4 protein-coding genes and 1 pseudogene are annotated in these 26,149 nt (G+C 74.9%); all 5 read left to right on the top strand.

The annotated features are described in order from the left end of the window. Positions 1 to 11: 11 nt before the first annotated feature. The gene (locus G3576_RS07815; RefSeq protein WP_164693791.1) at positions 12 to 10,007 is read left to right on the top strand and encodes a type I polyketide synthase; all 9,996 of its coding nucleotides are present in this window, start codon (positions 12 to 14) and stop codon (positions 10,005 to 10,007) included. Beyond that, a complete protein-coding gene (locus G3576_RS07810) occupies positions 10,004 to 15,475 on the top strand; it encodes an SDR family NAD(P)-dependent oxidoreductase (protein ID WP_164693790.1) in 5,472 nt (1,823 codons plus the stop codon). Before G3576_RS07815 ends, G3576_RS07810 begins: the two co-directional genes overlap by 4 nt. Beyond that, complete coding sequence (locus G3576_RS07805; protein WP_164693789.1) at positions 15,472 to 21,546, top strand: type I polyketide synthase; 6,075 nt, start codon at positions 15,472 to 15,474, stop codon at positions 21,544 to 21,546. The genes G3576_RS07810 and G3576_RS07805 overlap by 4 nt, the downstream gene beginning before the upstream one ends. Then, entirely contained in the window at positions 21,543 to 25,058 is a 3,516-nt protein-coding gene (locus G3576_RS32235; protein ID WP_164693788.1) for an SDR family NAD(P)-dependent oxidoreductase, read from the top strand. Before G3576_RS07805 ends, G3576_RS32235 begins: the two co-directional genes overlap by 4 nt. Then, positions 25,055 to 26,149: pseudogene (locus G3576_RS32785) on the top strand (condensation domain-containing protein); the annotation flags it as partial. The gene G3576_RS32235 and the pseudogene G3576_RS32785, both read left to right, overlap by 4 nt.

Here is a 26,149-nt window from a genome sequence, read left to right as displayed (position 1 = left end):
CCGGGGACCTGGTGCGGCGGCTCCGCGAACTCGCCGCCGCCAGGCTCGGCATCGATGCCGCCTCCATCGATCCGGCGGAGCGCCTGCAGCGCCACGGCCTGACATCGCTGCTGGCGGCTGGCCTTGTTGCCGATATCGCGGCACTGACGGGCCGCGCCCTGCCGCCCACGCTGGTCTGGGACCACCCGACGCTGCAGCGCCTCGCCGCCTGGCTTGCCGGCGCCGCCACCCAGGAAGGGCCCGCTCCGGTCCGGCCCCTGCCGGCCGACGACCCCATCGCAATCACCGGCCTCGCCTGCCGCCTGCCCGGCGCCGACTCACCCGCCGCTTTCTGGTCGATGCTGCTGTCGGGAATGGATGCGGTCGGCGAGGTGCCGGCCGATCGCTGGGATGCGGCGACGCTGACGGATCCGGACCCCGACGCGCCCGGCCGCATGCGCACCAGCCGCGGCGGCTTCCTCCAGGACGTGGCTGGCTTCGATGCCGGCTTCTTCGGCCTGTCACCGCGTGAGGCAGCGCAGGCCGACCCGCAGCAGCGCCTCGCCCTCGAACTTGCCTGGGAAGCGCTGGAGGATGCGGGCATCCGCGCCTCCCGCCTCAACGGCGCGCGCGCGGGCGTCTTCATGGGCGCGATGTGGAGCGACTATGCGCGGCTGCTTGCCGATCCCGCCGGCATCGCCGCCCATACCGCCACCGGCCAGGACACCAGCATCATCAGCGCCCGGATCGCCCACGCCTTCGGCCTGATGGGGCCGGCGCTGACGGTGAACACGGCCTGCTCCTCCGCCCTGGTCGCGGTGCACCAGGCCTGCCGCAGCATCCGCGCGGGCGAATCGACGCTGGCCCTTGCTGGCGGCGTCCACCTTGTGCTGTCGCCGGAGAGTTCCATCGCCATGACCAAGTTCGGCGCGATGGCGCCGGACGGGCGCTGCAAGGCCTTCGATGCCGGTGCCGATGGCTATGTGCGCGGCGAAGGCGGCGCCATTCTCGTCCTCGAACCGCTCTCCGCCGCGCGCGCAGCCGGCCGGCGCATCTTCGCCGTCATCCGCGGCGGCGCCATCAACAATGACGGGCCGAGCAACGGGCTGACGGCGCCCAACCCTGTCGCTCAGCGCGCCATGCTGCGGGACGCCCTCGCCGATTCGGCGCTGGCGCCGCAGGATGTGGACTATGTCGAGGCCCATGGCACCGGCACGGCGCTTGGCGACCCGATCGAGGCGAATGCCCTCGCCGCCGTGCTGGGGCAGGGTCGTGCTGCCGATCGGCCGCTCCGCATCGGCTCCGTGAAGACGAATATCGGCCATCTCGAAGCGGCCGCGGGGGCGGCGGGGCTGGCAAAGCTGGCGCTGGCGCTGCGCCATCGCCACATCCCGCGCAGCCTGCATTTCCAGCGCGCCAATCCCGCCATCGACATGGCGGGCATCACCATCCAGTCCGAAGCAACGCCCTGGCCGGCCCGCGCCGATGGACGTGCGATCGGCGGCGTCAGTTCCTTCGGCTTCGGCGGCACCAACGCCCACCTGCTGCTGGAAGCCCCGCCGCCCGAGCCCATGGCCGGCGCGCCGCCCGTCTTCGTCTTCGCCGGCAACGGCGCGGCCTGGCCCGGCATGGCCCGGGGCCTGATGGCGGCGCCGGCCTTCGCCGACTCGCTGCGCGCTTCCGATACCGTCCTCCAGGCGCTGGGCTTCACAGCCTCCGTCATCGACATCCTGGGCGACGCGCGCGTCGAGACCGTGGAACTCGGGCAGCCCGCCCATGCCGCCTACCAGATCGCGCTCGCCGACCTGCTCGTCAGCCACGGCATCCGGCCAGCCGCCGTCATCGGCCACAGCCTCGGCGAGGTCGCCGCTGCCTGCGTGGCTGGCGTGCTGACGCGGGAGGATGCGCTGCGCCTCGCCATGACGCGCAGCGCATTGCAGGCGGGATGCGCGGGCCAGGGCGCCATGGCCGTTGCGGCAAGCACCGTCGAGCGCGTGCGCCCCCTTCTCCCCCGGGACGTGGAGATAGCGGGCGAGAACGGCCCCGCCACCACGGTGCTCTCCGGCCCGCCGGCGGCGATCGAGGCGGCGATGGCGGCGCTGGATGCGGCGGGGATTACCGCCATGCCGGTCCGCGTCCCCGTCGCCTACCACAGCGCCCAGATGGACCCGCTGGTCCCGCGCCTCGTGGCATCGATGGCGACGCTCTGCCCGCGCCGCGGCGCGATCCCCTTCGTCTCGACAGTCACAGGCGCCTTGCTGCCGGGTGAGGCATTGGACGCGGCGTATTGGGGCCGGAACCTCCGGCAGCCCGTCCTGTTCCGGCAGGGCATCGCCGCCCTGGCGGCGCAGGGCCATCGGCATTTCGTCGAACTCGGCCCGCATCCGCTGCTCGCGCTGCCGATCCGCCAGGCCGTGCCCGATGCCGCCGTCACCGCCCCGCTCAGGCGCGGCGCGGCCGACGCGGCGGCACTCCTCGCCGCGATCGGCACTACCCGGCAGGGCCAGCGCCCCCGGCACCTGCTGGTGCTCTCCGCACGCAGCGCCGCCGCGCTGGATGCGCTGGCGCGACGCTGGGCGGACCACCTGGCGGCAAGCCCAGCCACCGCCTTCCCCGACCTCTGCCACACCGCGCTGGCCGGCCGCGACCGCTTTGCGCATCGACTGGCGCTCCACGCCGCCGATGCCGATGAAGCCTGCCGCCTGCTGCGGTCCGGCAACCTCCGGCGCGGCGTCGTGCCGCCCGGCACCACCATCGGCTTCGATGGGCGACGCGCCGATGGCGAGGATTGGCCCAGCTTCCTCGACCGCTGCGCCGCCGCCTTCGTCGCGGGCGCGGATATCGATGCTGAAGCGTTCGAGTTTGGCGAACCCTGGCGCATCACCGATGCGCCGACCTATCCCTTCGAACGCGAACGCCATTGGCTGCCGCGTCCTGCCAGCTACCTGTCCTACGCGCTGAAATGGCGCCCGCTGCCACTGCCCTCCTTGGCGCTGCCCGCGCCGAGGCTGGCTGCCCCGCGGCCCGATGAGGGGCTGGAGGCGGAAGCGACCGTCTTCGCGGCGCAGGCCCTGGCGGCCACACCCATCGTCGCTCCCGCCCATCGGGCACTGGCGGCACGCCTCGCCTCCTGGTCGCCCCGGCCGGCACTGCGCGCGGAGGACAGCCCCGCGGCCGCCCTGCTGCGCCGCGTCGGCGGGGCACTGCCGGACATCCTGGCCGGCCGCACCACCGCGCTCGACGCCCTGTTCAGTGGCGGGGACCTGGAAGCCGCGGCCGCCGTCTACGCCGCACCGCCCTTTGCCGCCGCGCAGCAGGCCGTGGCGGAGGCGGTGGCGCAGCACGCGTCAGGCCGCCCGATCCGCTTGCTGGAGATCGGCGCCGGCACCGGCGCCCTGACGGCCGCCCTGCTGCCCCACCTGCCATCGGGCAGCGAGGTGACGCTCACGGATGTGACGCCGGCCTTCCTCGCGGCGCTCCGCCGCCGCTTTGGCCATGGCATCGCCACCGCCCTCTTCGACCTCGACCGGCCGGAGGGCGTCGATGGCCCCTTCGACGTCATCGTCGCCGCCAATGCCGTCCATGCCGCGTCCCGCCTTCGCCCGGCGCTGGCCGCCCTGCAGGCGCGCCTGGCGCCGGGCGGATTGCTGGCGCTGGCGGAACTGTCGCGGGCGCCGCGCTGGGTGGACCTCGTCTTCGGCGTGACCGAAGGATGGTGGCGCTTCACCGGTGACCCGCTGCGTCCCGCGCATGCGCTGCTGGGCGGGGAGGCCTGGCAGGCCGCTCTGGTCGAGGCCGGCTTCGGGCCAGTCGCCGCCCTGCCGGATGGCGACGCGCATCTCCTGGTGCTCGCGCGCCGGCCGCATGCCGTTCCACGCTTCCAGCGTCACGGCGACGCAGCGCTCGCGACCGCGCTCGGCGTCGTCGATGCGCCGGACGCCGATGGCGCGCTCTGGTGCCCCGATCCGGCGGCGATGCCGGCCCGCATCGTCGAGGAAGCGGAAGCGCTGGCCGCACTGGGCAATCCCCTCACGCTGCTTGCGCGGCCCGGCCTCGCCGGCGCTGCGGCCATCGGCGCCGTGCGGGGGATCGCGCTGGACAGGCCCGGAAGCGTCGCCGCGATCATCGAGCTGGCTGATGACCAGCCGGCGACGCTGTCCGGCCTCGGCGCGATGATCGGCACGGCGCGGGGCGAGTTTCGCGCGGCCGAGGGGCAGGTCGCGATGGCGCGCCTGGTTCGGTCGGAGCCCGGCCGGACGGCGTTCCGGCCGGACCCGGAGGCGCTGCACGTCATCGCCGGCGGCACAGGTCGCCTGGGCCTTGCCCTCGCGCATTTCCTTTCCCAGCAGGGCGCGCGGCATCTGCTGCTGGTCGGCCGCCGCGCCGTCGATCCGGCCTCCCTGCCGCCCGGCGCCCGGCATCTCGCACTCGACCTCACCGCCGCCGATGCCCCTGCGCGCCTGGCGGCCGCGCTGGATCGGCGTCCGGGCCTCGTCGTCCACGCCGCCGGCCTGGCGGATGGCCCGGCGGAGGCGGTGATGGCCGCCAAGCTCGCCGTCGCCCGGACGCTCGCCGCTGCGATCCCGCGCCCTGACGGCCTGCTGCTCTTCTCCTCCGCCGCCGGCATCTGGGGCGTGCGCGACCGCGTGGCCTATGCCGCCGCCAACCGCGCGCTGGACGCATGGGCGGCGGAGGCGCGCGCGGGCGGCCTGCCCGCCACCAGCGTCGCCTTCGGCCGCTTCACGGAAAAAGGCCTGCTGACACCGGCGGAGGATGCCGCGCTGGACGCCGCCGGCATGCTCGCCATGGCGCCGCCGGACGCCTTCGCGGCGGCGCTCGAGGCGCTGGGCGCGGGCGAGGCCCTGCGGATCGTGGCACGGATCGACTGGCCGCGCTTCGCGGCCTCCTACGCCACACGGCGCGATGCCGCGCTATTCGCCGAACTCCTGCCCCACATCGTCCCCACCGCCGCGCCAGTCGCCGAGGCACGGCGGCCGCCCGCGCAGCTGGACCGCAATGGCCTGGCGGCGCTGGTCGCGGAGTTGCTCGGCCATGCCGATGCCGGGCGCCTCGATCCGGAAGCCGGCCTGTTCGAACAGGGGCTCGACAGCCTGCTCGCGGTGGCGCTGCGCCGCAGGATCGAGGACGCCGCCGGCATTCCCATCCCCGCCGCGCTGCTCTTCGCCCAGCCCTCCATCGCGAAGCTCGCGGATTGGCTCGCGGGCCAGGCCCGTAGCGTGCCGAGCGCACCGGCCACCGCCGGCACGCAGGGCGACACCATCGCCATCATCGGCCTCGCAGGCCGCTTCCCCGGTGGCGCGGAGGATCCCGATGCGCTGCTGGCGCAGTTGCTGGCGGGGCAGGATTCGGTGCGCGCACTGCCGCCTGGCCGGCCCGGCGCGCCGCACCGGGCGGGCTGGCTGGACGGCATCGATCTCTTCGATGCCGCCTTCTTCGGCATCGCCCCGCGCGATGCAGCGGCGATGGACCCGCAGCAGCGGCTGCTGCTGGAGGCCGCCTGGCATGCGCTGGAATCGGCAGGAATCGCCCCGGACAGCGTGAAGGGCGGCCGCGTCGGCGTCTTCCTCGGCGCCACGGGCAGCGACTACGCCGCCCTGGCCCGGCGTCAGGCGGGCACGCTCGACGCGCTGAGCCTCACAGGCCAGCCGAGCAACACGCTGGCGGGCCGCATCGCCTATCAGCTCGGCCTTCATGGGCCGGCACTGGTGGTGGACACCGCCTGCTCCTCCTCCCTCGTCGCGCTGCACCTGGCCGTGCAGTCGCTCCGCCGGGGCGAGGCCGAATTGGCGCTGGCCGGCGGCGTGAACCTGATCCTGGCGCCGGAAGGCTCCGCCATGCTGACGCGCGCCGGGCTGCTCTCCCCCTCCGGCCGCTGCGCCACCTTCGATGCGGGCGCCGATGGCTATGTGCGCGCCGAGGCCGCCGGGATCGCGGTGCTGAAACCGCTGGCGCGCGCGGAGGCGGATGGCGACCGCGTGCTGGCGGTGATCCGCGGCAGCGCGGTGAACCATGATGGCCGCTCCTCCAGCTTCACCGCGCCGAATGGCGCGGCGCAGGAGGCCGTGATCCGCGCGGCGCTGGCCGATGCAGGGCTCGAGCCCGCCGCGATCGACTATGTGGAGGCGCATGGCACCGGCACGGCCCTCGGCGATCCCGTGGAGATGGATGCGCTGGCCGCAGTCTTCGGCGGCCGCGCCACACCGCTGACCATCGGCGCGCTGAAGGCGAGCATCGGCCATGCCGAGGCCGCGGCGGGCATCGCCGGCCTGGCGAAGGTCACCGCGATGCTCGGCACTGGCCGCATTCCCCCGCAGCTGCATTTCCACCGCGCCAACCCGCACGCCTCCGCCATGGCAGCGCTGCATGTGCCGGTGGTCGCGGAACGCTTCGACAGGCCGCAGGCGCGGGCCGGGCTCAGCGCCTTCGGCGCCAGCGGCACCAACGCGCATCTGGTTCTGGAAGCGCCGCCACCGCCGGCGCCACCACAGGGCGATGGCGCGGCGCGCCTGCTGCTCTCGGCCGCGACGCCGGAAGCGCTGGAGCAACTGCGGGAAGCAGTGCTGGCCCAGTTGCAGGCCGGCGCCATCGCCTTCGAGGATGCCTGCCACACCGCCTGGATGGGCCGTGCCCGGCTGCGCCACTGGCTGGTCGCCGACAGCCCCGCCGCCCTGGCGATGGCGACCGTGCAGCAGGGCAGCCCGCCGGAGTTCCCCCTGCCCCGCGGCCGCCGCGTGGCCCTGCCGAGGACGCCCTTCTCCCCACGCCGCCACTGGCTGGCGGAGGCCGCTGCCGATGCCGCCTGGCAACCACCTGCGCCGCGCCTGTCCGCCCGCAGCGGCGAGGCCGTCTCCGCCTTCCGGCTCGACCGCGCCTCACCCTGGCTGGCGGACCATGCGGTGGAGGGCGCCGTGCTGCTCCCCGCCACGGCCTTCCTCGCCTTCGCCTTCTCCAGCGGCGTGTCGGCGCTGCAGGATGTCACCCTGCTGCGCCCCCTTGCGATCCCTGATGGCGGGATCGAGGTCCAGTTCGTGCAGGCGCCCGACGGAGACGTCTCCCTGCACGCCGACCTGCCCGAGGGCTGGGCGATGACGGCCAGCGCCCGGCAGGGCGGTGCCGGTGGCGCCGTGCCCGCCGCCCCGAGTGACGCTGCCACGGCAGAGGATGGCGCCATCCTCGCTGACGAACTCGACCGCCGCGGCTTCCGCTTCGGCCCGCTCTATCGCCGCATCGCCACGCTCACACGCGAAGACGGCGCCGCGGAGGCCGCGCTGCTGCCCGCGGAGGCGCTGGACCCGATGCTGCTGGACGCCGCCATCCAGACCCTGACGGCCCTGCTGCCGATGGAGGACCAGCCCTGGCTGCCGCAGCGCATCGAGGCCGCCTGGTGCGAGGCGCCGCCCGAGGGCAGGCTGCGCGCCCGCGCCCGCCTGCACAGCCTGGAGGATGGCGCGGCGACGGGCGATGCCGCCATCCTGCGCGCGGACGGGGCGGTGGTGGCCATGCTGCGCGGCATCACGCTGCGCCGGCCTGCCGCGACGCCCGGCGCCTGGCAGCACGACATCGCCTGGCGCCCGGCCGCGGAGCCTGCCCAGCCCCTTCGCGGCCGCTGGCACGCCATCGGGCCGGGGGCGGAAGTGCTGGCGACGTCCAGCGCCGATGAGGTGGGCAACGACCCCCTGCCCGCTTGCGACGGCATCATCGACCTGCGGCCGCTCACCGCGACGGATCCAGCTGCCTGCATCGCGGCGGTCGCGGCACTGGTGCGGGACGCCGCGGCGTTCACACCGCCGCCGCAACTCGTCCTGGTCAGCCGCGGCGCCTCCACCGCGCCGCCTGTCGCGCCCGGCCCGGTGCCCGCCTCCGCCGTGCTGGGCGGGTTGCTCGGCAGCATCGCCGCCGAGCATCCGGCGCTGCGCTGCCGCTGGATCGACCTCGATCCCGCCGAGGCCGCGCTGCCCCCCGACCTCGGCGGCTCACCCGGCCGCTTCGCGCTGCGCCACGGCCTGCTGCTGTCACCCGAACTCCAGCGCGCACCGCCGGCGGCCGAGGCGCCGGAGCGCCTGACCCCCGCGCTCGACCACGCCCTCACCGCCCTCCGCCGCCTGCCGGTCACGCCGCGCGCACCCGGTCCCGGCGAGGTCACCATCGCCATCGACGCCGCCGGCCTTAACTTCAAGGACACGCTGGTCGCTCTGGGCCGCGCGCCTGGCGATGACGCGTCGCTTGGGTTGGAAGCCTCTGGGCGGGTCCTGGCGGTCGGCCCCGGCGTGGCTGGCCTGGCCGTTGGCGATGCCGTCATCGCCTTCGCGCCCGGCCTGCTGGCGGGCGAGGCCCTGGTGCCCGCCCATCGCATCGTCCCGCGCCCCGCCTGGCTCGATGCCGAAGCCGCCGCCACCCTGCCCGTCGCCTACCTCACCGCCTGGCGCGGCCTGCATGACATCGCCGGGATCAGCCCCGGCCAGCGCGTGCTGGTCCATGCCGGCGCTGGTGGCGTCGGCGCGGCGGCCATCGCGCTGGCGCGCCAGGCCGGCGCGCGCGTCTTCGCCACGGCCAGCGCCGGGAAGCGCCAGGCGGCGCTCGCGGCCGGCGCGGAAGCCGTCGCCGACAGCCGCTCCACGGGCTTCGCCGCGGAAGCGCGGCGCTGGGCGGGGGCGGAGGGCTTCGACATCGTCCTGCACGCCCTGTCGCCCGCCATGGCCGCGGCCTCCGCCGCGCTGTTGCGATCCGGCGGCGTCTTCCTCGAGATCGGCAGCGCCGCGCCGCCCGCAGCCCCGCATCCCATCCGCCACGTCAGCTACGACCTCGAAGCGCCCATCGCCGCCGATCGCGGCTGGTTCGCTGACCGCATGGGCCGCGTGCTTGCCCTGCTGAAGGACGGCGCCCTTCCCCTGCCGCGGCGGAGCGTGCTGCCGATGGCGCTCGCCGAGGACGCCTTCCAGGCCCTTGCCCAGGGGCGCGCCATCGGGAAGTTGGTCCTGGCGCCGCCACGGCAGCCCGCCATCTCCGGCACCTGGCTCGTCACCGGCGCCGGCACGGTCGGCACCGCCATCGCGGATTGGCTGGCGGCGCAGGGCGCGACACGGATCGTGCTGGCATCGCGCAGCGCGCCCGCCGGCCGGCATGAGGCCACCTCCATCGACGTCGCCGCCCCCGAGGCGCTGCGGAGGCTGATCGCCGCGCTGCCGGGGCTCCGTGGGATCGTTCACGCCGCCGGCGTGGTGCGCGACGGCATGCTGGCAACGCTGTCGTCCACGGATATCGGCGACACGCTGGCCGCCAAGCTGGACGGCGCGCGCCACCTCGACGCCCTGACGCGCCACCTGCCGCTCGACCACTTCATCCTCGTCTCCTCGACCGCCGCCAGCCTGGAGGCGCCAGGCCAGGCGGCCTATGCCGCCACCAATGCCTGGCTGGACCGGCTGGCCGCGGCGCGGCGGGCCGAGGGAATGCCTGGACTGTCCGTCGCTTTCGGTCCCTGGGCCGGCGGCATGTTCGCGGCCCTGCCCGCGGCGCAGCGCAACCGGCTGGAAGGCCAGGGCCTCCGCCCCATGGCGCCCCGTCGCGCCGCCGCGGCGATGGGCCAGGCGATCGGGTCGGGGGCGGTGCACCGCCTGGTCATGGATCGCGTCGCGCCCCGGCAGCCCGCACCGAGCGCCGACCTGCGCGCCGCGCTGCAGGCAGCGCCTGCCGAGGAGCGGGCGGCGCTGCTCCAGGCCGCGCTCGCGCAGCGTGTCCTGGCGACGCTCGGCCTGCCGCCGGGGACCGACCTGGCGCCCAGCCGAGCCCTGCGCGACCTCGGCCTCGATTCGCTGCTTTCCGTCAGCCTCAGGAACGAACTCGCCGCCTCGCTCTCCCTCGACCTGCCCTCGACGCTGCTCTTCGACCATCCGACGCTGGCCGCGCTGACGGACCATCTGCTCGGCGCGCTGGGCTTCAACGACCTGGAGGCGATGGACGAGGCCGAACTGGCCGCGCTGCTGGCGCAGGAACTGGGCGCACCGGCATGAGCGGCACCGACCCCAAGGAGGTGCTGCGCCGCGCGCTGATCGAGATCCGCGCGCTGAAGGAGAAGCTGGCGGCGGCGGAGCACGGCGGCGGTACCACCGGCGCACCCATCGCCATCACCGGCATGGCGTGCCGCTTCCCCGGCGCGCCTGATCTCCCCGCCTTCGCACGGCTGCTGGCCGAGGGCCGTGACGCCATCGGCCCCCGCCCGCCAGGACGATGGGAGGATGAGGCCGCCTTGCCCGGCGGCTTCCTGCCGGATGTCGAGCATTTCGATCCGCGCTTCTTCGGCCTCTCCCACCGCGAAGCCGCCGCGATGGACCCGCAGCAGCGGCTGCTGCTGGAAGTCACCTGGGAAGCGCTTGCCGACGCCGCGCTGGCGCCGGAAGCACTGGCCGGCAGCCGCGCCGGCGTCTTCATCGGCCTCGCGACGCATGACTGGCTGCGCCGCATGCCGGAGGCGGGGCTCGACCGCTTCTTCGGCAGTGGCAGCAGCCCCGCCGTCGCGGCCGGCCGCATCGCCTACCTGCTGGACCTGCATGGTCCGGCAATGACGATCGATACCGCCTGCTCCTCCTCCCTCGTCGCCATCCACCAGGCGATGCGCGCGCTGCGCGCCGGCGATTGCGACGCGGCGATCGTCGGCGGCACGTCGCTGATGCTGATGCCGTCGCTGACGCGGAGCTTCCAGGAAGCCGGCATGCTGGCCCCCGATGGCCGCTGCAAATCCTTCGATGCCAGCGCCGATGGCTATGGCCGCGGCGAGGGCTGTGGCGTCGTGCTGTTGAAGCGGCTGGACGACGCCATGCGGGACGCGGACCCGGTCGTGGCGGTGCTGCGCGGATCCGCGGTGAACCAGGATGGCCGCAGCGCCGGTCTCACGGCCCCGAACGGGCCGGCGCAGACGGCGCTGATCCGCGATGCGCTGCGCGATGCCGGGCTGGCGGCGGACGACATCGATTATGTCGAGGCCCATGGCACCGGCACCGCGCTTGGCGATCCCATCGAATGGCATGCGCTGGCCACCGCCTTCGCCGGACGCAGCCGTCCACTGGCGCTGGGGTCGGTGAAATCCAACATCGGCCATACGGAAGCCGCCGCTGGCATCGCGGGGCTGATCAAGGCCGCGCTGGCGGTGCGCGATGGCGTCGTTCCGCCAAGCCTGAATCATCACCGGCGGAACCCCTCCATCGCGGCCGGCACCACGCCGATCGTCGTAGCGACCGCGCCGATGCCTGGCATTCGCCGCGCCGGGGTCAGCGCCTTCGGCTTCTCCGGGACCAACGCACATGCCGTGCTGGAGGCCCCGCCACTGCGGGCAGCACCGGCGCGCGCGCCGCTGCCGCCGCCCGTCTTCCAGCGCGAAAGCCTGCCGCTCCCGCCCATCGCCACCGCGCCGAACCCGGAACGCCTGCTGGCGCCCGACGACGCGCTGCTGGCCGGCACCGGCGGCTTCGCGCATGTCGGCGTGCTGCTGGCGCTGCTGGGCTCCCGTGAGCCCTTGGCGGATATCGCCTTCCCCGCCGGCCTCGTCGTCGCCACGCCACGCCGCATCCGCGTGCTGAGGGACGGTGATCGACTGGCGCTGGAGAGCAGCGCGCCTGCCGAGGATGCATGGATCACCCATCTGTCGGGACGACGCGAAGACGTGGCCGCGACCTGGCCTGCCCTGCCCGACCTCCCCGCGGCTACGAAGGAAGCCGCCGACCTCTACCGCCGAATCGCCGCCGCCGGCTTCGACTATGGCGAGCAGGCGCGCTGCCTGCATCGCATTGGCATCGCCGGCGACATCGCCAGCGGCACGCTGGCCGGCAGCGGCCCCGGGCTCTGGGAGGCGGCGGCGCAACTGGCTTACGCGCTGCTGCCGCCGGCGGCGCCGCCGGTGATGCTGGCTTCAATCGCGCGCCTGACACCGGGGCCAGGCCAGTCGCCAGCGCAGGCCTGGCTCCGCATCGAGACCCGCCATCCCGATGGCACGCTGACCGCTGATCTGGGGCTGGTCGATGCGGCCGGCCTGCCCGTGCTGCTGGCGCAGGGCGCGCGCTTCGCCCCGCTGCCCGATCGCAGCCTGGACTGGTCTCGCTGCATCGCCTGGCGCCCGGTGCCACCACCGTCCGTCTCCATCACCGACACGGATTGCTGGCTTGCACCCGCCGGCCCGGCCGCCGCCCTGTGCGGCGCGCTGCTGGAGCATCTTCGCCGCGCGGACCGCCGGCCGCTCCGCATCGTCACGCGCGGCGCCCAGGCGACCGGCCGGGAAGTCACGCCCCCCGATCCCGACCAGGCCGCGCTCTGGGGCCTCGCCATGGCCGTCATGGCCGAGCAGCCCGGCCGCGCCTGCCGGCTGATCGACCTCGACCCCGACCAGCCCGCGGCAGCACAGCAGGCCGCCCTGGAGGCGGAACGGGGCGCCGATGACGAACCCGCCGTGGCGCTGCGCGGCGGTCAGCGCCTCGCCCGGCGCCTGGAACCGCCGGCCCGGCACACGGGCGCCGACACCGCCGCGGCATGGCGCGATGGCCGCCTCGGCTGGATTTCGGCCAGTGCCCCGCCGCCAGGCCCCGGCCAACTCCGCATCGCCATGGTGGCTGCCGGCCTCACCTTCCGCGACCGGCTGCTGGCCGGCGGCCTTGCCCCGATTGGCAGCACACTCGGCGCCGATGGCGCGGGGATCGTCGAGGCGGTCGGCGAGGGCGTCCACGGCTTCGCGCCAGGCGACGCCGTCATCCTGCTGGCGCCGGGCGCGATCGCCGACCGCGTGACCGTGCCGGCGGCACGCGTCGCACATGCACCCTGCGCCGACCTCCTCGATGCCGCGACCATGCCGGTTCCCTACCTGACGGCCCTGGCCTCCCTGCCGCCCGTAGCGCCTGGCACCAGGGTGCTGGTCCACCAGGCCAGCAGCGCGACCGGCCTCGCCGCCATCGAGGTGCTGCGCCGCGCCGGCGCCACCATCGTCGCGACAGCCAGCAGGCCCCGCCACGCCTGGCTTGCGCGCCGCGGCATCACCGCCGTGCTCGACAGCCGCGCGCCGGAAGGCTGGGACCTGCGGGGCATTGACCTCGCCTTCGGCGCCTTCCCGCCGGAGGTCGCGGCCAGGCTGGCGCCGATCCCGGTCGTGAACCTGGACAAGCGGGCTGCCGGGCATTTCGACCTGGATGCGGTGCCCGAGGATCGGCTGGCCGCGCTCTTCGCGCGACTCCGCGACCTGCCGCCGCTGCCGCGCCACCCCATCCAACGCGACGCGCTCGGCGATGCGCTTGCCGCCTCGTCGCTGCCGGGCCGGACAGTGGTGATGCTGGGCACGCCGCCCCGCTTCACCGTTGAACCCGGCACACGGTGGATCGTCACCGGCGCGGCGAGCGGCCTCGGCCGCATGGTCGCCGACTGGCTGGAGGCGCAGGGCGCCATCGCCTGCCGCGTGGACGTGAGCCCGACGGCGGGCGCCTGCACCGCGCAGGGCGACGTCGCCGATGCCGGCTTTATCGATCCGCTGGTGGGGCGCCTCGCCGATGATGCCACGCCGCTCCGCGGCATCATCCACGCCGCCGCCATCACCGATGACGATGCACTGGAAGCGCTGACGGAGGCGCGCATCGCCGCCGTGCTGCGCGCCAAGCTCGGCGGCGCCCGGACGCTGGACGAGGCGACGCGCCGCCACGGCGTGCGGCTCTCCGCCTTCGTCGTCTTCTCCTCCGTCGTGGGTGTCCTGCCCTCCGCGCGCCAAGGAGCCTATGCCGCCGCGAATGCCGCCATCGACCAGTTGGCGGAGGCGCGTCGGCGCGATGGCCTGCCCGCCCTGGCCCTGGCCTGGGGCCCCTGGGCGGCTGGCATCGGTGCCCGCATGGGCCAGCGCGCCGCCGCGACCTGGAAGGCCTTCGGCGTCACCCCCATCCTGCCCGCGATGGGCCTGCGCGCCCTGCCGGCGCTGCTGGCGTCACCGGAAGCGCGGCGCGTCGTCATCGACATGGCAGCGCCGGCCTCCGCCCCAGCCATCGAACCCGCAGCGCCGGCCATCATCGATGTCGCGCTGCTGCAGGGCATCCTGGCGCCGCTGCTCGGCACGCCGGATCCGACGATGCTGGACCCACAGGCACCGCTCACCGCGCTCGGCATGGACTCGCTCACCGCCGTCGACTTCGCGCGGGCGCTGTCGCAGCGCCTCGGACGCCCGATCCGGCCCGACTTCGCCTACAGCCATCCCAATCTCGTCCAGGCTGCTGCCAGCCTGGCGCGTGCCCAGGTCCCGACAGCGCCGAAGGCAGGTCGCTTTGCCCTGCTGGCGCCCGTCTGGGAACCGATCGCCGCGCCAGCCAGTCTGGCGCGCGGCTGGACCATTGCCGGCGAGGGCCCCATCGCCGAGGCCCTGCGGACCGCCATGGGTGAGGGAGAGACGACCTCGCTGCTCGACGTCTCCGCACTGGGCAGCAACGCAGGGGATCCGGCGGCGCTGCGGGAGGCGGTGATGCCGGCCCTGCTGGCGCGTCTCCAGGCACTGTCCGGCAGAGCGGCGCGCATCGCGATCGCCGTGCCCTCGGCGTCTCCGCTCGCGCCGCTTCTCGAAGCCTTCGCAAGCGCAGTGGCCGCGGAAGAGCCCCTATGGGCGCTGCGCACCATACGGCTCGACCCCGCCCTCCCCGATCCCGCGGAGGCGCTGCGGCGCGAGTTGGCGACGACCGATGGAGAGCCGCGCACCCGCCTGCTGCCGCGGCGGAGGGAGGCGCTGCGCCTGCGTCCGGCAGGCGGTGTTCCGGCGCAGCAACCCTCGCCCGGCGGAACCTGGCTCATCACAGGCGGCAGCGGTGGCATCGGACGCCACACCGCCGCCCATCTCGCGGCGCGCGGCGCTTCGCGCATCGTCGTCGCCAGTCGTCGCCCCACGCCCTTCGACCTGCCGGGCACCGTTGTCGAGACCAGGAGTGTCGACCTGACGGACCGAGCCGCCACCTTCGCCCTCATCGACGATGTCCAGCGCGACGGTCCGCTTCGCGGCGTCATTCATGCGGCAGGCATCACCGCCGATGGCCGCGTCGCGACCGCCACCTGGTCGCGCTTTGCGCCGGCCTTCCCGGCGAAGGCGGATGCCGCGCGGTGGCTGGATGAGGCGACAAGGCCGATGGGCGAGGTCGAACTCGTCCTGTTCTCATCCACCTCGGCGTGGTTCGGGCTGCCGGGGACCGCGGGCTACGCTGCCGCCAATGGCGCGCTGGAGGCCGTGGCCACCGCGCGACGGCAGGCGGGCTTTCCGGCGCGCTGCATCGCCTGGTGCGCCTGGCAGGGCGTCGGCATGGCCGCTGATGCGACGCTATGGGACCATGGCCGCGCGCCATCCCTGCCGCCCGCCATCGCGCTCCAGGCCTTCGATGCCGCCATGGCGACCGAGGCAGGCAACCTGGTGATCATGGGTTCGGACTGGCAGCCGCCGTCCGGCTCCCGCATGATGGCGCCGTGGGGAGGGCAGAAGTCTTGACCGCTGGGCGTGAGCCGATCGCCATCATCGGCATGGGATGCCGCTACGCCGGCGGCGCCGCGGGCCCAGCGGCGCTGTGGTCGTTCCTGTCGCGCGGCGGCAATGCCGTGCAGCCGATCCGGCGCTGGGACCACGCGGCGTGGCAGGCGGCCGATCCCGAAGCCTCGGGCCGGACGACCCAGGCGGAGGCTGCGCTTCTCGACCGCATCGAGGATTTCGACGCCGCCTTCTTCGGCATCGCGCCGCGGGAGGCGGAGGCGATGGACCCGCAGCAGCGACTCGTCATGGAAGTCGCGTGGGAGGCGCTGGAGGATGCAGCGATCGCGCCCGACCGGCTCGATGGCGTCGCGGGCGGCGTCTATCTCGGGCTCTACAACAGCAATTACGGGCTGATCGGGCGCGGGTCGCCCGATGCGTCGCTGATCAACGCCTGGTCGGCCTCCGGCACGCATACCTCCATCGCGCCGGGGCGCATCGCCTTCCGGCTGGGGCTCACGGGGCCGGCGGTGGCGCTGGACACGGCGTGCTCCTCCTCGCTGGTGGCCGTGCATCTCGCCGTGCAGTCGCTGCGTGCAGGAGAATGCGCGCTGGCGCTGGCGGGTGGCGTGCACCTGATCCTCTCACCGCTGCCGCTGGTGGCCAGCGCCAAGCTCGGCGCCGCGTCGCCAACCAGCCGATGCCGCGCCTTCGATGCGAACGCCGACGGCTTCGCCCATGGCGAGGGCTGCGGCGTTGTCGTGTTGAAGCGCCTGTCGGATGCGGTCGCAGCGGGCGATCGCGTGCTCGCCATCATCCATGGCAGCGCCGTCAACCAGGATGGCCGCAGCGCCGGCCTCACCGCGCCCTCCGGCCCCGCCCAGGAAGCCGTCCTGCGCGCGGCGCTCGCCGATGCATCGCTGTCGCCCGCCGACATCGACGCGATCGAGGCCCATGGCACCGGCACCGCGCTCGGCGATCCCATCGAGATGCATGCACTGCGCAGCGTCTTCGCCGGTGATCGTGCGCGCCCGCTGGCCGTCGGCTCCGCCAAGACGAATATCGGCCATACAGAGGCCGCCGCCGGCATCGCCGGCCTCATCAAGGCCATGCTCATGCTCCGCCACCAGCAGGTGGCGCCGAGCCTCCACTTCACGCGCCTCAACCCGCATATCGACCTGACCGGTGCGGCCATCGCCGTGCCGACGCGGCTGGAAGCGGCGCCGTTGCGGAACATCGGCGTCAGCTCCTTCGGCTTCTCCGGCACCAACGCCCATGTCGTGCTCGGTGCCGCCCCTGCCACCGAGCCCGCCGTCGATCCGAGGCCCGCGCAGGTGCTGCCCCTCAGCGCCCGCGATCCCGCCGCGCTGAGCGCGCTGGTGGCGCGCTGGCAGGAGGCGCTGGCGACGCCGGGCGCCGACCTCCCCGCACTCGCCCGCACCGCCGCCACCGGCCGCGCAAGCCTCCCCCGCCGCATCGCCATCGTCGCGTCCGATGCCGCCTCCGCCGCCCAGGCGCTGGCCACCGCGCAGGCCACCACCGCCGCCCGCCCGCGCATCGCCTTCCTCGTCACCGGCCAGGGCAGCGCCTTCCCCGGCATGGCCCGCGGCCTGGCCGAGACCGCCCCCGTCTTCCGCCGCGTGCTCGACCGCTGCGACGCCGTGATGGGCCTGCCCGCGCCGCTCGCCCGCCTTTGCGAGGATGGCGCCGCCCTCGCCCGCGCCGACATCGCCCAGCCCGCCCTCTTCGCCCTCTCCGCCGGCCTCGGCGCGCTGTGGCGAAGCTGGGGCGTGGAGCCCGTGGCGCTGCTCGGCCACAGCCTCGGCGAATATGCCGCCGCCCACCTCGCCGGCGTGCTGGCGCTGGAGGATGCCGCGCGCCTCGTCGCCACCCGCGGGCGGCTCACCCAGGCGCTGCCGGCCGGCGGCGCCATGGCCGCGGTGCTCGGGCCGAACGGCCAGGCCATCCTCGCACGCCACCCCGCGCTGGAACTCTCCGGCGAGAACGGGCCGGAGGCCATCACCGTCGCCGGCCCGCAGGCCGCCATCGCCGCGCTGCTCGACGATCCCGCGCTGGCGAAAACGGGGCTGGAGGCGCGGCCCCTCGCCGTCTCCCACGCCTTCCACTCGCGCCTGCTCGACCCGATGCTGGACGCGCTGGAAGCGGAGGCGCGCGCCATCCCGCACAACCCGCCCGCCATCCCCGTCATCGGCAACCTCGCGGGCAGCGTCGTCGCGCGGCACGACGCGGCCTATTGGCGCGCCCATGCGCGGCAGCCCGTCCGCTTCGCGCAGGGCCTCGCGACCTTGGCCGCGATGGGCGTGACGCATGCCGTCGAACTCGGCGCCATGCCGGTGCTGTCCGGCTTCGCCCGCGCGGCCATGCCCGCGCTGGTCACGCTGCCCTCCCTGGCGCGGGCACGGCCCGGGCAGGATGGCGCGACGCTCGGCTGGACCACGGCGATGCAGGGCGTGGCCCGCCTCTGGCAGGACGGCGCGGAGATCGACTGGCCCGCCTTCCACCAGCCCTACCCCACGCGCGCCACCTCCGCGCCGACCTATCCGTTCCAGCGCGAACGGTTCTGGCTCACGGACCCGACGCTCGACCGTCCCGTCGCCAACACCGCCGATCGCGCGGCGCCGGAAGTCGGCGATGCTCGCGTCACCGGCTTCTATGACGAGCTCACCACCATCGCGAGCCACTACGCCGATCCCGGCGATGGCAGCGAAGGGCATCTCACCTTCGGCCTCATGCCCGCGCCGCGCGCCGGCTTCTCCTGGCTCCGCGCACTCTTCGCCGGCCCGTCGGAGCCCGACGGCTACGCGCTGCTCCGCCGCGCGCAGCACGCGCTGAAGCAGGCGATCTTCGCACCCATCGACTTCAACCGCGCGCGCCGCGTGCTCGACTTCGGCTGTGGCCACGCCGCCGATCTCTGCGACATCGCGCTGCGCCACCCGCATCTCCGCCTCGATGGCTGCACCATCTCCGCCGAGCAGGTGCAGGTCGGCCGTGCCCGCACCGCCCGCGCCGGCCTCTCCGATCGCGTCCGCATCCATCACCGCGACAGCGCGCGCGACCCCTTCCCGGGCCGCTATGACGTGATCTTCGGCGTCGAGGTCTCGGGCCTCATCGAGGACAAGGCCGGCCTCTTCGATAATATCCGGGACCATCTGGAGCCCGGCGGGGCCCTCGTCATCGCCGATTTCGTCGCCGCCGGCGATGGCATCGCCGCGCCCGACACGGCCTCCTTCACCTCCACCGCGGAGGAATGGGCGCGCCTGCTTGCGGAACGCGGCCTGCGCCTGACCGATTGCGTGGACACCAGCGCCGAGGTCGCGCACTTCCTCGACGATCCCGGCTTCGAGGCCGAGGTTGATCGCCTGGTCGCGCAGCATGGCCTCTCGGACCTCACGCGCCGCCACCTGCTCTCCAACGACAATATCGGCCGCGCGCTGCGACGGGGCGTGATGCGCTACGTGCTGCTGGTCGCACGGCAGGATGCGACGGCGCCGCTCACGCGCCTGCTCGCCGCCAACCGCGCGCGCCTGGCCGCGCCGGATCGATGGGAACAGGCGGAGCCCTGGCGCGGCTGGTTCCACCACCTGACCTGGCAGCCCGATCCCGTCGCGAAGGCCGTGGCGGAAGGCGCAGCCCTGCTTGCGGAGGCTGAAGACGCCGCGGCCGCCACGGACCGCCTGGCCCGCGCCTGGATCGGCGCCGCGCGCCTTGCGGATTGCACGCCCGCGCCGCGCTTCGCGCGCCTGCACGCGCATCTCTTGCGCATCGCCGCCAACACGGAAGACCCCGCGACGCTGCCGGTGCCGGACCTGCCGGAGGCGCGGCTGCTCGCCCGCAGCGGCCCGCATCTCCGCGCCGTGCTGGAAGGCCGCGCCGATCCGCTCGACCTGCTCTTCGGCGATGGCGGCGCGGCGGCGGAAGCGCTCTACGCCGCCTCCCCCGCCGCGCGCGCCGTCAACGGCATCGCCGCCGCCGCCTTCGCCCAGCTGCTCGAAGGCCGTGGCGCCGCGCGCGTGCTGGAGATCGGCTGCGGCACCGGCGGCACCACGCAGGCCCTGCTGCCGCGGCTGCGCGCGGGGGACAGCTACCGCGTCACCGATGTCTCTCCCGCCTTCGTGCAAGCCGCGCGCCGCCGCTTCGGGCTCGAAGGCGAGGTGCTGGACATCAGCGCGCCACCCACCGCGACAGGCGTCGTGGACATCGTCGTCGCCGCCAATGTCCTGCACGCCACGCCTGACCTGCGGCGCACGCTGCGCCACGCGGCCTCTCTGCTTGCGGAGGAGGGCGCGCTGCTGCTGGTGGAGAATGCCGGCGAGCTGGCCTGGGGCGACCTCACCTTCGGCCTGACCGACGGCATGTGGGCCTTCGCCGACACCGATCTCCGCCCCGGCCATGCGCTGCTGCCGCCGCCGACCTGGGTCGCGCTGCTGGCGGAGCTGGGCTTCGTCGCGCAGGCCCATCAGCCCGGCGATGCCCGTACCGCGGCACTCAGCGGTCAGTTCGTGCTGGTCGCGCGCCGCGCCCGCGCTACCACTGACATCGTCTGGCGCGCCCCCCGCGGCGCCAATGCAGAGGCCGTGCTGGCCGGGGCGCTGCCCATCCTGCAACAGGCCGCATCGCGCCCCAGCCCGCCGCGCATCTGGATCGGCACGGACCGCGCGCGCGCCATCACCGCCGGCGACGCCCCCGATCCCGCCCAGGCCGCGCTCTGGGGCCTCGCCAACGCCCTGGCCATCGAGGCGCCGGAGCTTCGCCTCACGCTCGTCGATTCCGATGATCCCGCGGCGCTCGACCGCGAAGTCGCCGCCGGCACGGCGGAGACGCGGATTGCCTGGCGCCAGGGCCACCGCCACCTGGCGCGCCTCGATCGCCTGCATGCCCCCGAAGCCGCGCCCAGCCTGCGGGTGGAGGGCACCTGGCTCGTCACCGGCGGCCTTGCTGGCGTCGGCCTCGCCGTCGCGCGCTGGCTGGCGGATCAGGGCGCCTCGCATCTCGTGCTGCTCGGCCGTACGCCGCACGACATCGGCGCCTTCCCGCCCGATGTGCGCGTCACGACCGTGATCGGCGACGTGGCGGATGAAGCGGTGCTCGCCGCTCTCCTCGCACGGATCGAGCACGAAGGCCCGCCGCTGATCGGCATCATGCACGCCGCCGGGATCCTGGATGACGGACTCCTGGCCCAGCAGACCCCCGCTAAGATGGCGGCCGTGCTGCGCCCGAAGCTGGAAGGCGCGCGGCTGCTGGACCGGCTGACGCGTCGCCTCCCACCGCGCCACTTCGTCCTCTTCTCCTCCTCCGCCGCGCTGCTCGGCTCCGCCGCCCAGGCCAACCACGCCGCCGCCAATGCGGCGATGGACGCGATCGCGGAAGCACGGCGCGCGGAGGGCCTGCCCGCGCTCAGCATCGCCTGGGGCGCCTGGGACGAAATCGGTGCGGCCGCGCGGGCCGGCGCCGGCGTGGCCCGGCGCGGCCTGCTGCCGATGGCGCCGGACCAGGCGCTGGCCGCGCTCGGCCTGGCGCTCTCGGCGGAGCAGGCCACGCTCGGCATCCTCGACGTGGATTGGGGCCGCTTCCTCGCCCGCTTCGCGCCGCACCCGGTGCCGCCCGTCTTCCCGCGCTTCCGCACGACCACCGCGGCGGCCGCAACATCCGACGCCGCGCCCAGCCAGCCCACCGCCACGACGCTGCGGGACCGACTGCAGGACGCGCCCCAGGGCGAGCGCGCCGCGCTTTTGCTCGCCGCGGTGCGCGACACCGTCGCACGCATCCTCGGCCTCGCCGCCGGCACGCTGCCGCCGGCCGAGGCGCCGCTCCGCGAACTCGGCCTCGATTCGCTGATGACGGTGGAGCTTCGCAACGCGCTCGCTGCGGCCTGCGAGGTGAAGCTGCCCGCCACCCTCGTCTTCGAGCATCCAAGTTGCGACGCGCTGGCGCGGCATCTCGGCGCCACCGTCTTCGCCGATCTCCTGCCCGCCGCCACTGGCGATGCGCTGGATGCGATGGAGGAGGATGAGCTGGCGGCGCTGCTGGAAGCGGAACTCGGCGCCGCCGGCGCGAGCCTGGGCGCCAGCGCATGAGCCTCGCCCCCGAGGACCGGATGCGGGAGGCGGTGCGCACGATCCAGGCGCTGCGCAGGCGCGTGGACGAACTCTCCGCCGCGCGCAACACGCCGATCGCCGTCATCGGCATGGCCTGCCGCTTCCCAGGCGCCGACTCGCCCGCCGCGCTGTGGGACCTGCTGGCGCAGGGCCGCGACGCCGTCGGGCCCATTCCCGCCGATCGCTGGGACGCCGAGGCCTGGCATTCGGCCGATCCCGACGCGCCCGGCCGCATCACCTTCCGCGAGGGAGGCTTCATCACCGATGTCGATGCCTTCGACGCAGCCCGCTTCGGGATTGCGGCAAGGGAAGCCGCGGGCATGGACCCGCAGCACCGGCTGCTGCTGGAACTCGCCTGGCAAGCGCTGGAAGCCGCGGCGCTGAAACCCGATGCGCTGAGTGGCAGCGCGACCGGCGTCTTCCTCGGCCTCAATGCCGGCGATCACCTCCAGGCCGTGATGACGGACCCGGCGCGGCTCGGCACGCATGCGCTGGCGGGCGCGGTCGCGTCGCTGGCCGCGGGGCGCATCGCCTATGCGCTGGGCCTGAACGGCCCCGCCCTGGTGGTGGATACCGCCTGCTCCTCCTCCCTCGTCGCCACGCATCTCGCCGTGCAGGCGCTGCGGGCAAGGGAATGCGACATGGCGCTGGCAGGCGGCGCGCATCTGATGCTGGCGCCGCAGGTCTCCATCGCGCTCAGCCGCGCACGCATGATGGCGCCGGATGGCCGCTGCAAGGCCTTCGATGCCAGCGCCGATGGCTTCGGCCAGGGCGAGGGCGGCGGCATGGTGGTGCTGAAGCGCCTGGCCGATGCGGAAGCCGCGGGCGATCCGGTGCTGGCCGTCATCCGCGGCGCCGCGCTGAACCAGGATGGCCGCAGCGCCGGCATCACCGCGCCGAGCCTTGGCGCGCAGCAGGCGGTGATCCGCGCGGCGCTGACCGATGCCGGCCTGGCGCCCGCCGATATCGACGCGATCGAGGCGCATGGCACCGGCACGGCGCTGGGCGATCCCGTGGAGTTGCACGCGCTGGCCGCCGTTTTCGGCCAGGGCCGCACGCAGCCGCTGCGCGTCGGTTCGCTCAAGACGAATATCGGGCATACCGCCGCCGCGGCGGGTATCGCGGGACTCATCAAGGCGGTGCTGATGCTGGATCGCGGCGCGGTGCCGGCGAGCCTGCATTTCAGGCGCCTCAACCCGCATGTCGATCTCGGCGCCGCGCCGATAGAGGTGCCGACGGCGCTGCTGGCCGAGGCGCCGAAGCGCGTCGGCGTCAGCGGCTTCGGCTTCTCCGGCACCAATGCGCATCTGGTGCTGGAAGCGCCGCCCGCGCTGCCCGCCCGCCGCGCGCCCCTGCTGCCGGTGCCGCTGAGCCGCCAGGTCTTTCCGCGCCTCCGCGCCGCGGCGCCGGAGACGGCACTCTTCCCCGGCCGCGTGATCGACAGCCCCGCGGCGGCGCGGCAGGTGGAGGCGGTGCTTGACCTGGCGCTGCTGCCCTGGCTGGCAGACCACCGCGTGCAGGGCCGCATCGTCGTGCCGGGTGCGGTCATGATCGCGCTGCTGCTGGCCGCCGCGCCGCCCGGCACGACGGCGCTGGCGGACATCGCCTTCGCGGAGCCGGTGGTGCTGGAAGCGGCGTCGGTGCGCCTGGTGGCGCTGGGCGAGCCCGATGGAGCACTCCGCGTCGCCTCCCGCGCCGGCTCGGGCTGGCTGTCGCACGCGACGGCGCGGGTCGCCGTGCCGGCCGCGCCGCTGGCCCTTGCCGCGCCATTGACCGAAACCACCGACACCCGCGCGACCTGGATCGCGCATCTGGCCGCGCTCGGCATCGATATCGGCCCGACCTTCCAGGGCATCGCCCGCATCGCCCGTGGCGAGACCACGCAGGCGACGATCGAGGCATTGCCCGCCATCCCCGGCGCGCCCTTCCACCCCGCGCTGCTCGACGCCGTGCTGCAAGCGGCAGGCGGCACGCTGCCGGCGGAACCCGTGCTGCCCATCGGCATCGCGCGGCTCGACCTGCATGCGCCGCTCGCCGGCCCGCTCACCGTCACCGCACGGCGGCAGGGCGAGGTCATCGACCTGCTGGCAACCGGCGATGCCCCCATCGCGTCCATCCACGGCCTCGCCATCCGCCGCCTGGCGGAGGCGCAGGCCGCGCCGGTGCTGGCCGCCCTGTCCTGGGTGCCCGCGCCCCCGCCCGCACCCGGGCCGCCCGCCACGGCGATCGAGGATCCCAGCCTCGGCCAGGCGCTGGCGCTGGTGCACCGGTCGCTGAGCCCGCCCGCGCCGCTGGCCTTCGTCACGCGCGGCACCGGATGCCAGGCGCAGCTGCATGGCCTCGCCACCGCGCTGGCGGCGGAACGCCCGGAACTGCGCGCCCGCGCCATCACTGTCGCGCCCGATGCGCCACCGGCGCTGCTGCGCGCGGAACTCGAGGGCGATGGCGCAGAACCCTCCGTGATGCTGCGCGCCGAGGGCCGCTTCGTGCCGCGCCTCGCGCGGATCGATCCCCCCGGCGGCCAGGTCGCACTCTCCGGCACCGTGCTCATCACCGGCGGCCTTGGCGGCATCGGGCGGCAGGCGGCGCGCTGGGCGCTGGACCGGGGGGCGCAGGCGCTGCTGCTCATCGGCCGCACCGCGGCCGAGGCGCCCTTCCCGCAGGCACGCGTGCTGGCCTGCGACATCGCCGCCCCCGACGCCACCGCCCGCATCGCGCAGGCGCTGTCCGGCATGCCGCCGCTGCACACCATCATCCATGCCGCCGGCGTGCTCGACGACGCGATGATCGAGGACCAGACCGAGGCCCGGATGCAGCGCGTGATCGCGCCGAAGCTCGTCGGCGCCCAGGCGCTGCACGCGCTGCCGCAGCGGCCCGAGCACTTCCTGCTCTTCGGCTCCGTCGCCAGCGTGATCGGCGCCGCCGGCCAGGCGGGCTATGCCGCGGCCAATGCGGCGCTCGATGCCTTCGCGCTGCAGCGGCGCGCGCAGGGCCTGCCCGCGCAATCCATCCTCTGGGGCCGCTGGGCCGAGGTCGGCATGGCCGCGGCGCTCGACGCCGCCCGCGCGACGCGCGTCTCCGCCCGCGGCCTGCTGCCCATGGCGCCGGATCGCGCCATGGCCGCGCTCGACGCCGCCATCCTGTCGCAAGAGCCCGCGGTGATGATCGCCGCCTTCGACTGGGCGCGCTTCGCCGAAACCGCCCCGCCCGCCTTCGCCCCCTTGCTGCCCGCCACCACGATGAGCGACGGCCCGGTGCGGGACCAGGTCGCGGACCTCATCCGCCAGATCCTGGGCGAGGTGCCGCCCCCCGGCCGCGCCCTCGTCGCCTGCGGGCTCGACAGCCTCATGGCCATGGACCTGCGCAACCGCATCAACCGGCGCTTCGGCACCGCGCTCGGCCTGGCGGACCTGCTCGGCGGCGCCGATGCCGAAACGCTGGCCGCGCGGATCGAGGCCGAGGCGGAGGAGACGGAGGTGCTGACGCTGTGACCACCGCCGCCTTCCTGCAGGACCTGGAACGCCGCGGCGTCACGCTCTCCGTCAGCGGCGACGAAGTCTCGCTGCGCGCGCCGCGCGGCGTGCTGACGGAAGCCGATCGCGACCGGCTGCGGGCAGAGAAGGCGGCGATCCTCGCCCTGCTGCGCGGCGATGACACGCCCGCCGACGAGCCCTTCCCGCTGACGGAGATCCAGCAGGCCTATCTGGTCGGCCGCTCGGCCGAACTCGAACTCGGCCGCGTCGGCTGCCACGCCTACCGCGAATTCGAATCCGACAGCATCGACCTCGACCGGCTGGAGGAAGCCTGGAATCGCCTGGTCGCGCGCCACCCGATGCTGCGCGCCGTCGTCACGCCCGATGGCCGCCAGCGCGTGCTGCCGGAGGTCCCGCGCGTGACGATCGAGCGCATCGACCTGCGCGAGGCCGCCGATGCCGGGGCCGTGCTGGCGGCGGAGCGGGAGACGCGCTCACACCACGTCTTCGACCCGCAGGCCTGGCCGCTCTTCTCGCTGAAGGCCGCGCTGCTGCCGGACGGGCGGGTGCGGCTCGGCGTCGGGATCGACCTGCTGCTGGCGGATGCGGCCGCGCTGGTCACGCTGTTCCGCGACTGGGGCGCGCTTTACGCCGCGCCGGATGCGGTGTCGCCACCACCCGCCGCGCGCTTCGCCGACCATGCGCGGCGCCTGCCGCAGCCGAGCGATCGCGACCGCGCCTATTGGCAGGCGCGGCTGGCCGATTTCCCGCCCGGGCCCGATCTGCCGCTGCTGCCGGTCGCCGGCCCGCCGCGCTTCACGCGCCGCACGCATCGCATCCCGGCCGCCGAGTGGCAGGCGCTGCGTGCCGCCGCCGCCGCGCGCGGCATCACCGCCTCCGTCCTGCTCGCCACCGCGCTGGCCGATGCGCTGGCGGGATGGAGCCGCCGGTCACGCTTCGCCATCACCCTCACGCAATTCGCCGCACCACCGGGGATGGAGGGCGTGGTCGGCGACTTCACCTCCACGATCCTGCTGGAAGCGGACGTCACGCCGCCGCGCTTCGAGGATCGCGCCCGTGCGCTGCAGGCGCGCCTCGCCGCCGATCTC

Origin of the sequence: Falsiroseomonas algicola (assembly GCF_011040385.1) — a bacterium.
GTDB lineage: Bacteria > Pseudomonadota > Alphaproteobacteria > Acetobacterales > Acetobacteraceae > Falsiroseomonas > Falsiroseomonas algicola.
This window is presented reverse-complemented; position numbering and strand designations above follow the sequence as displayed.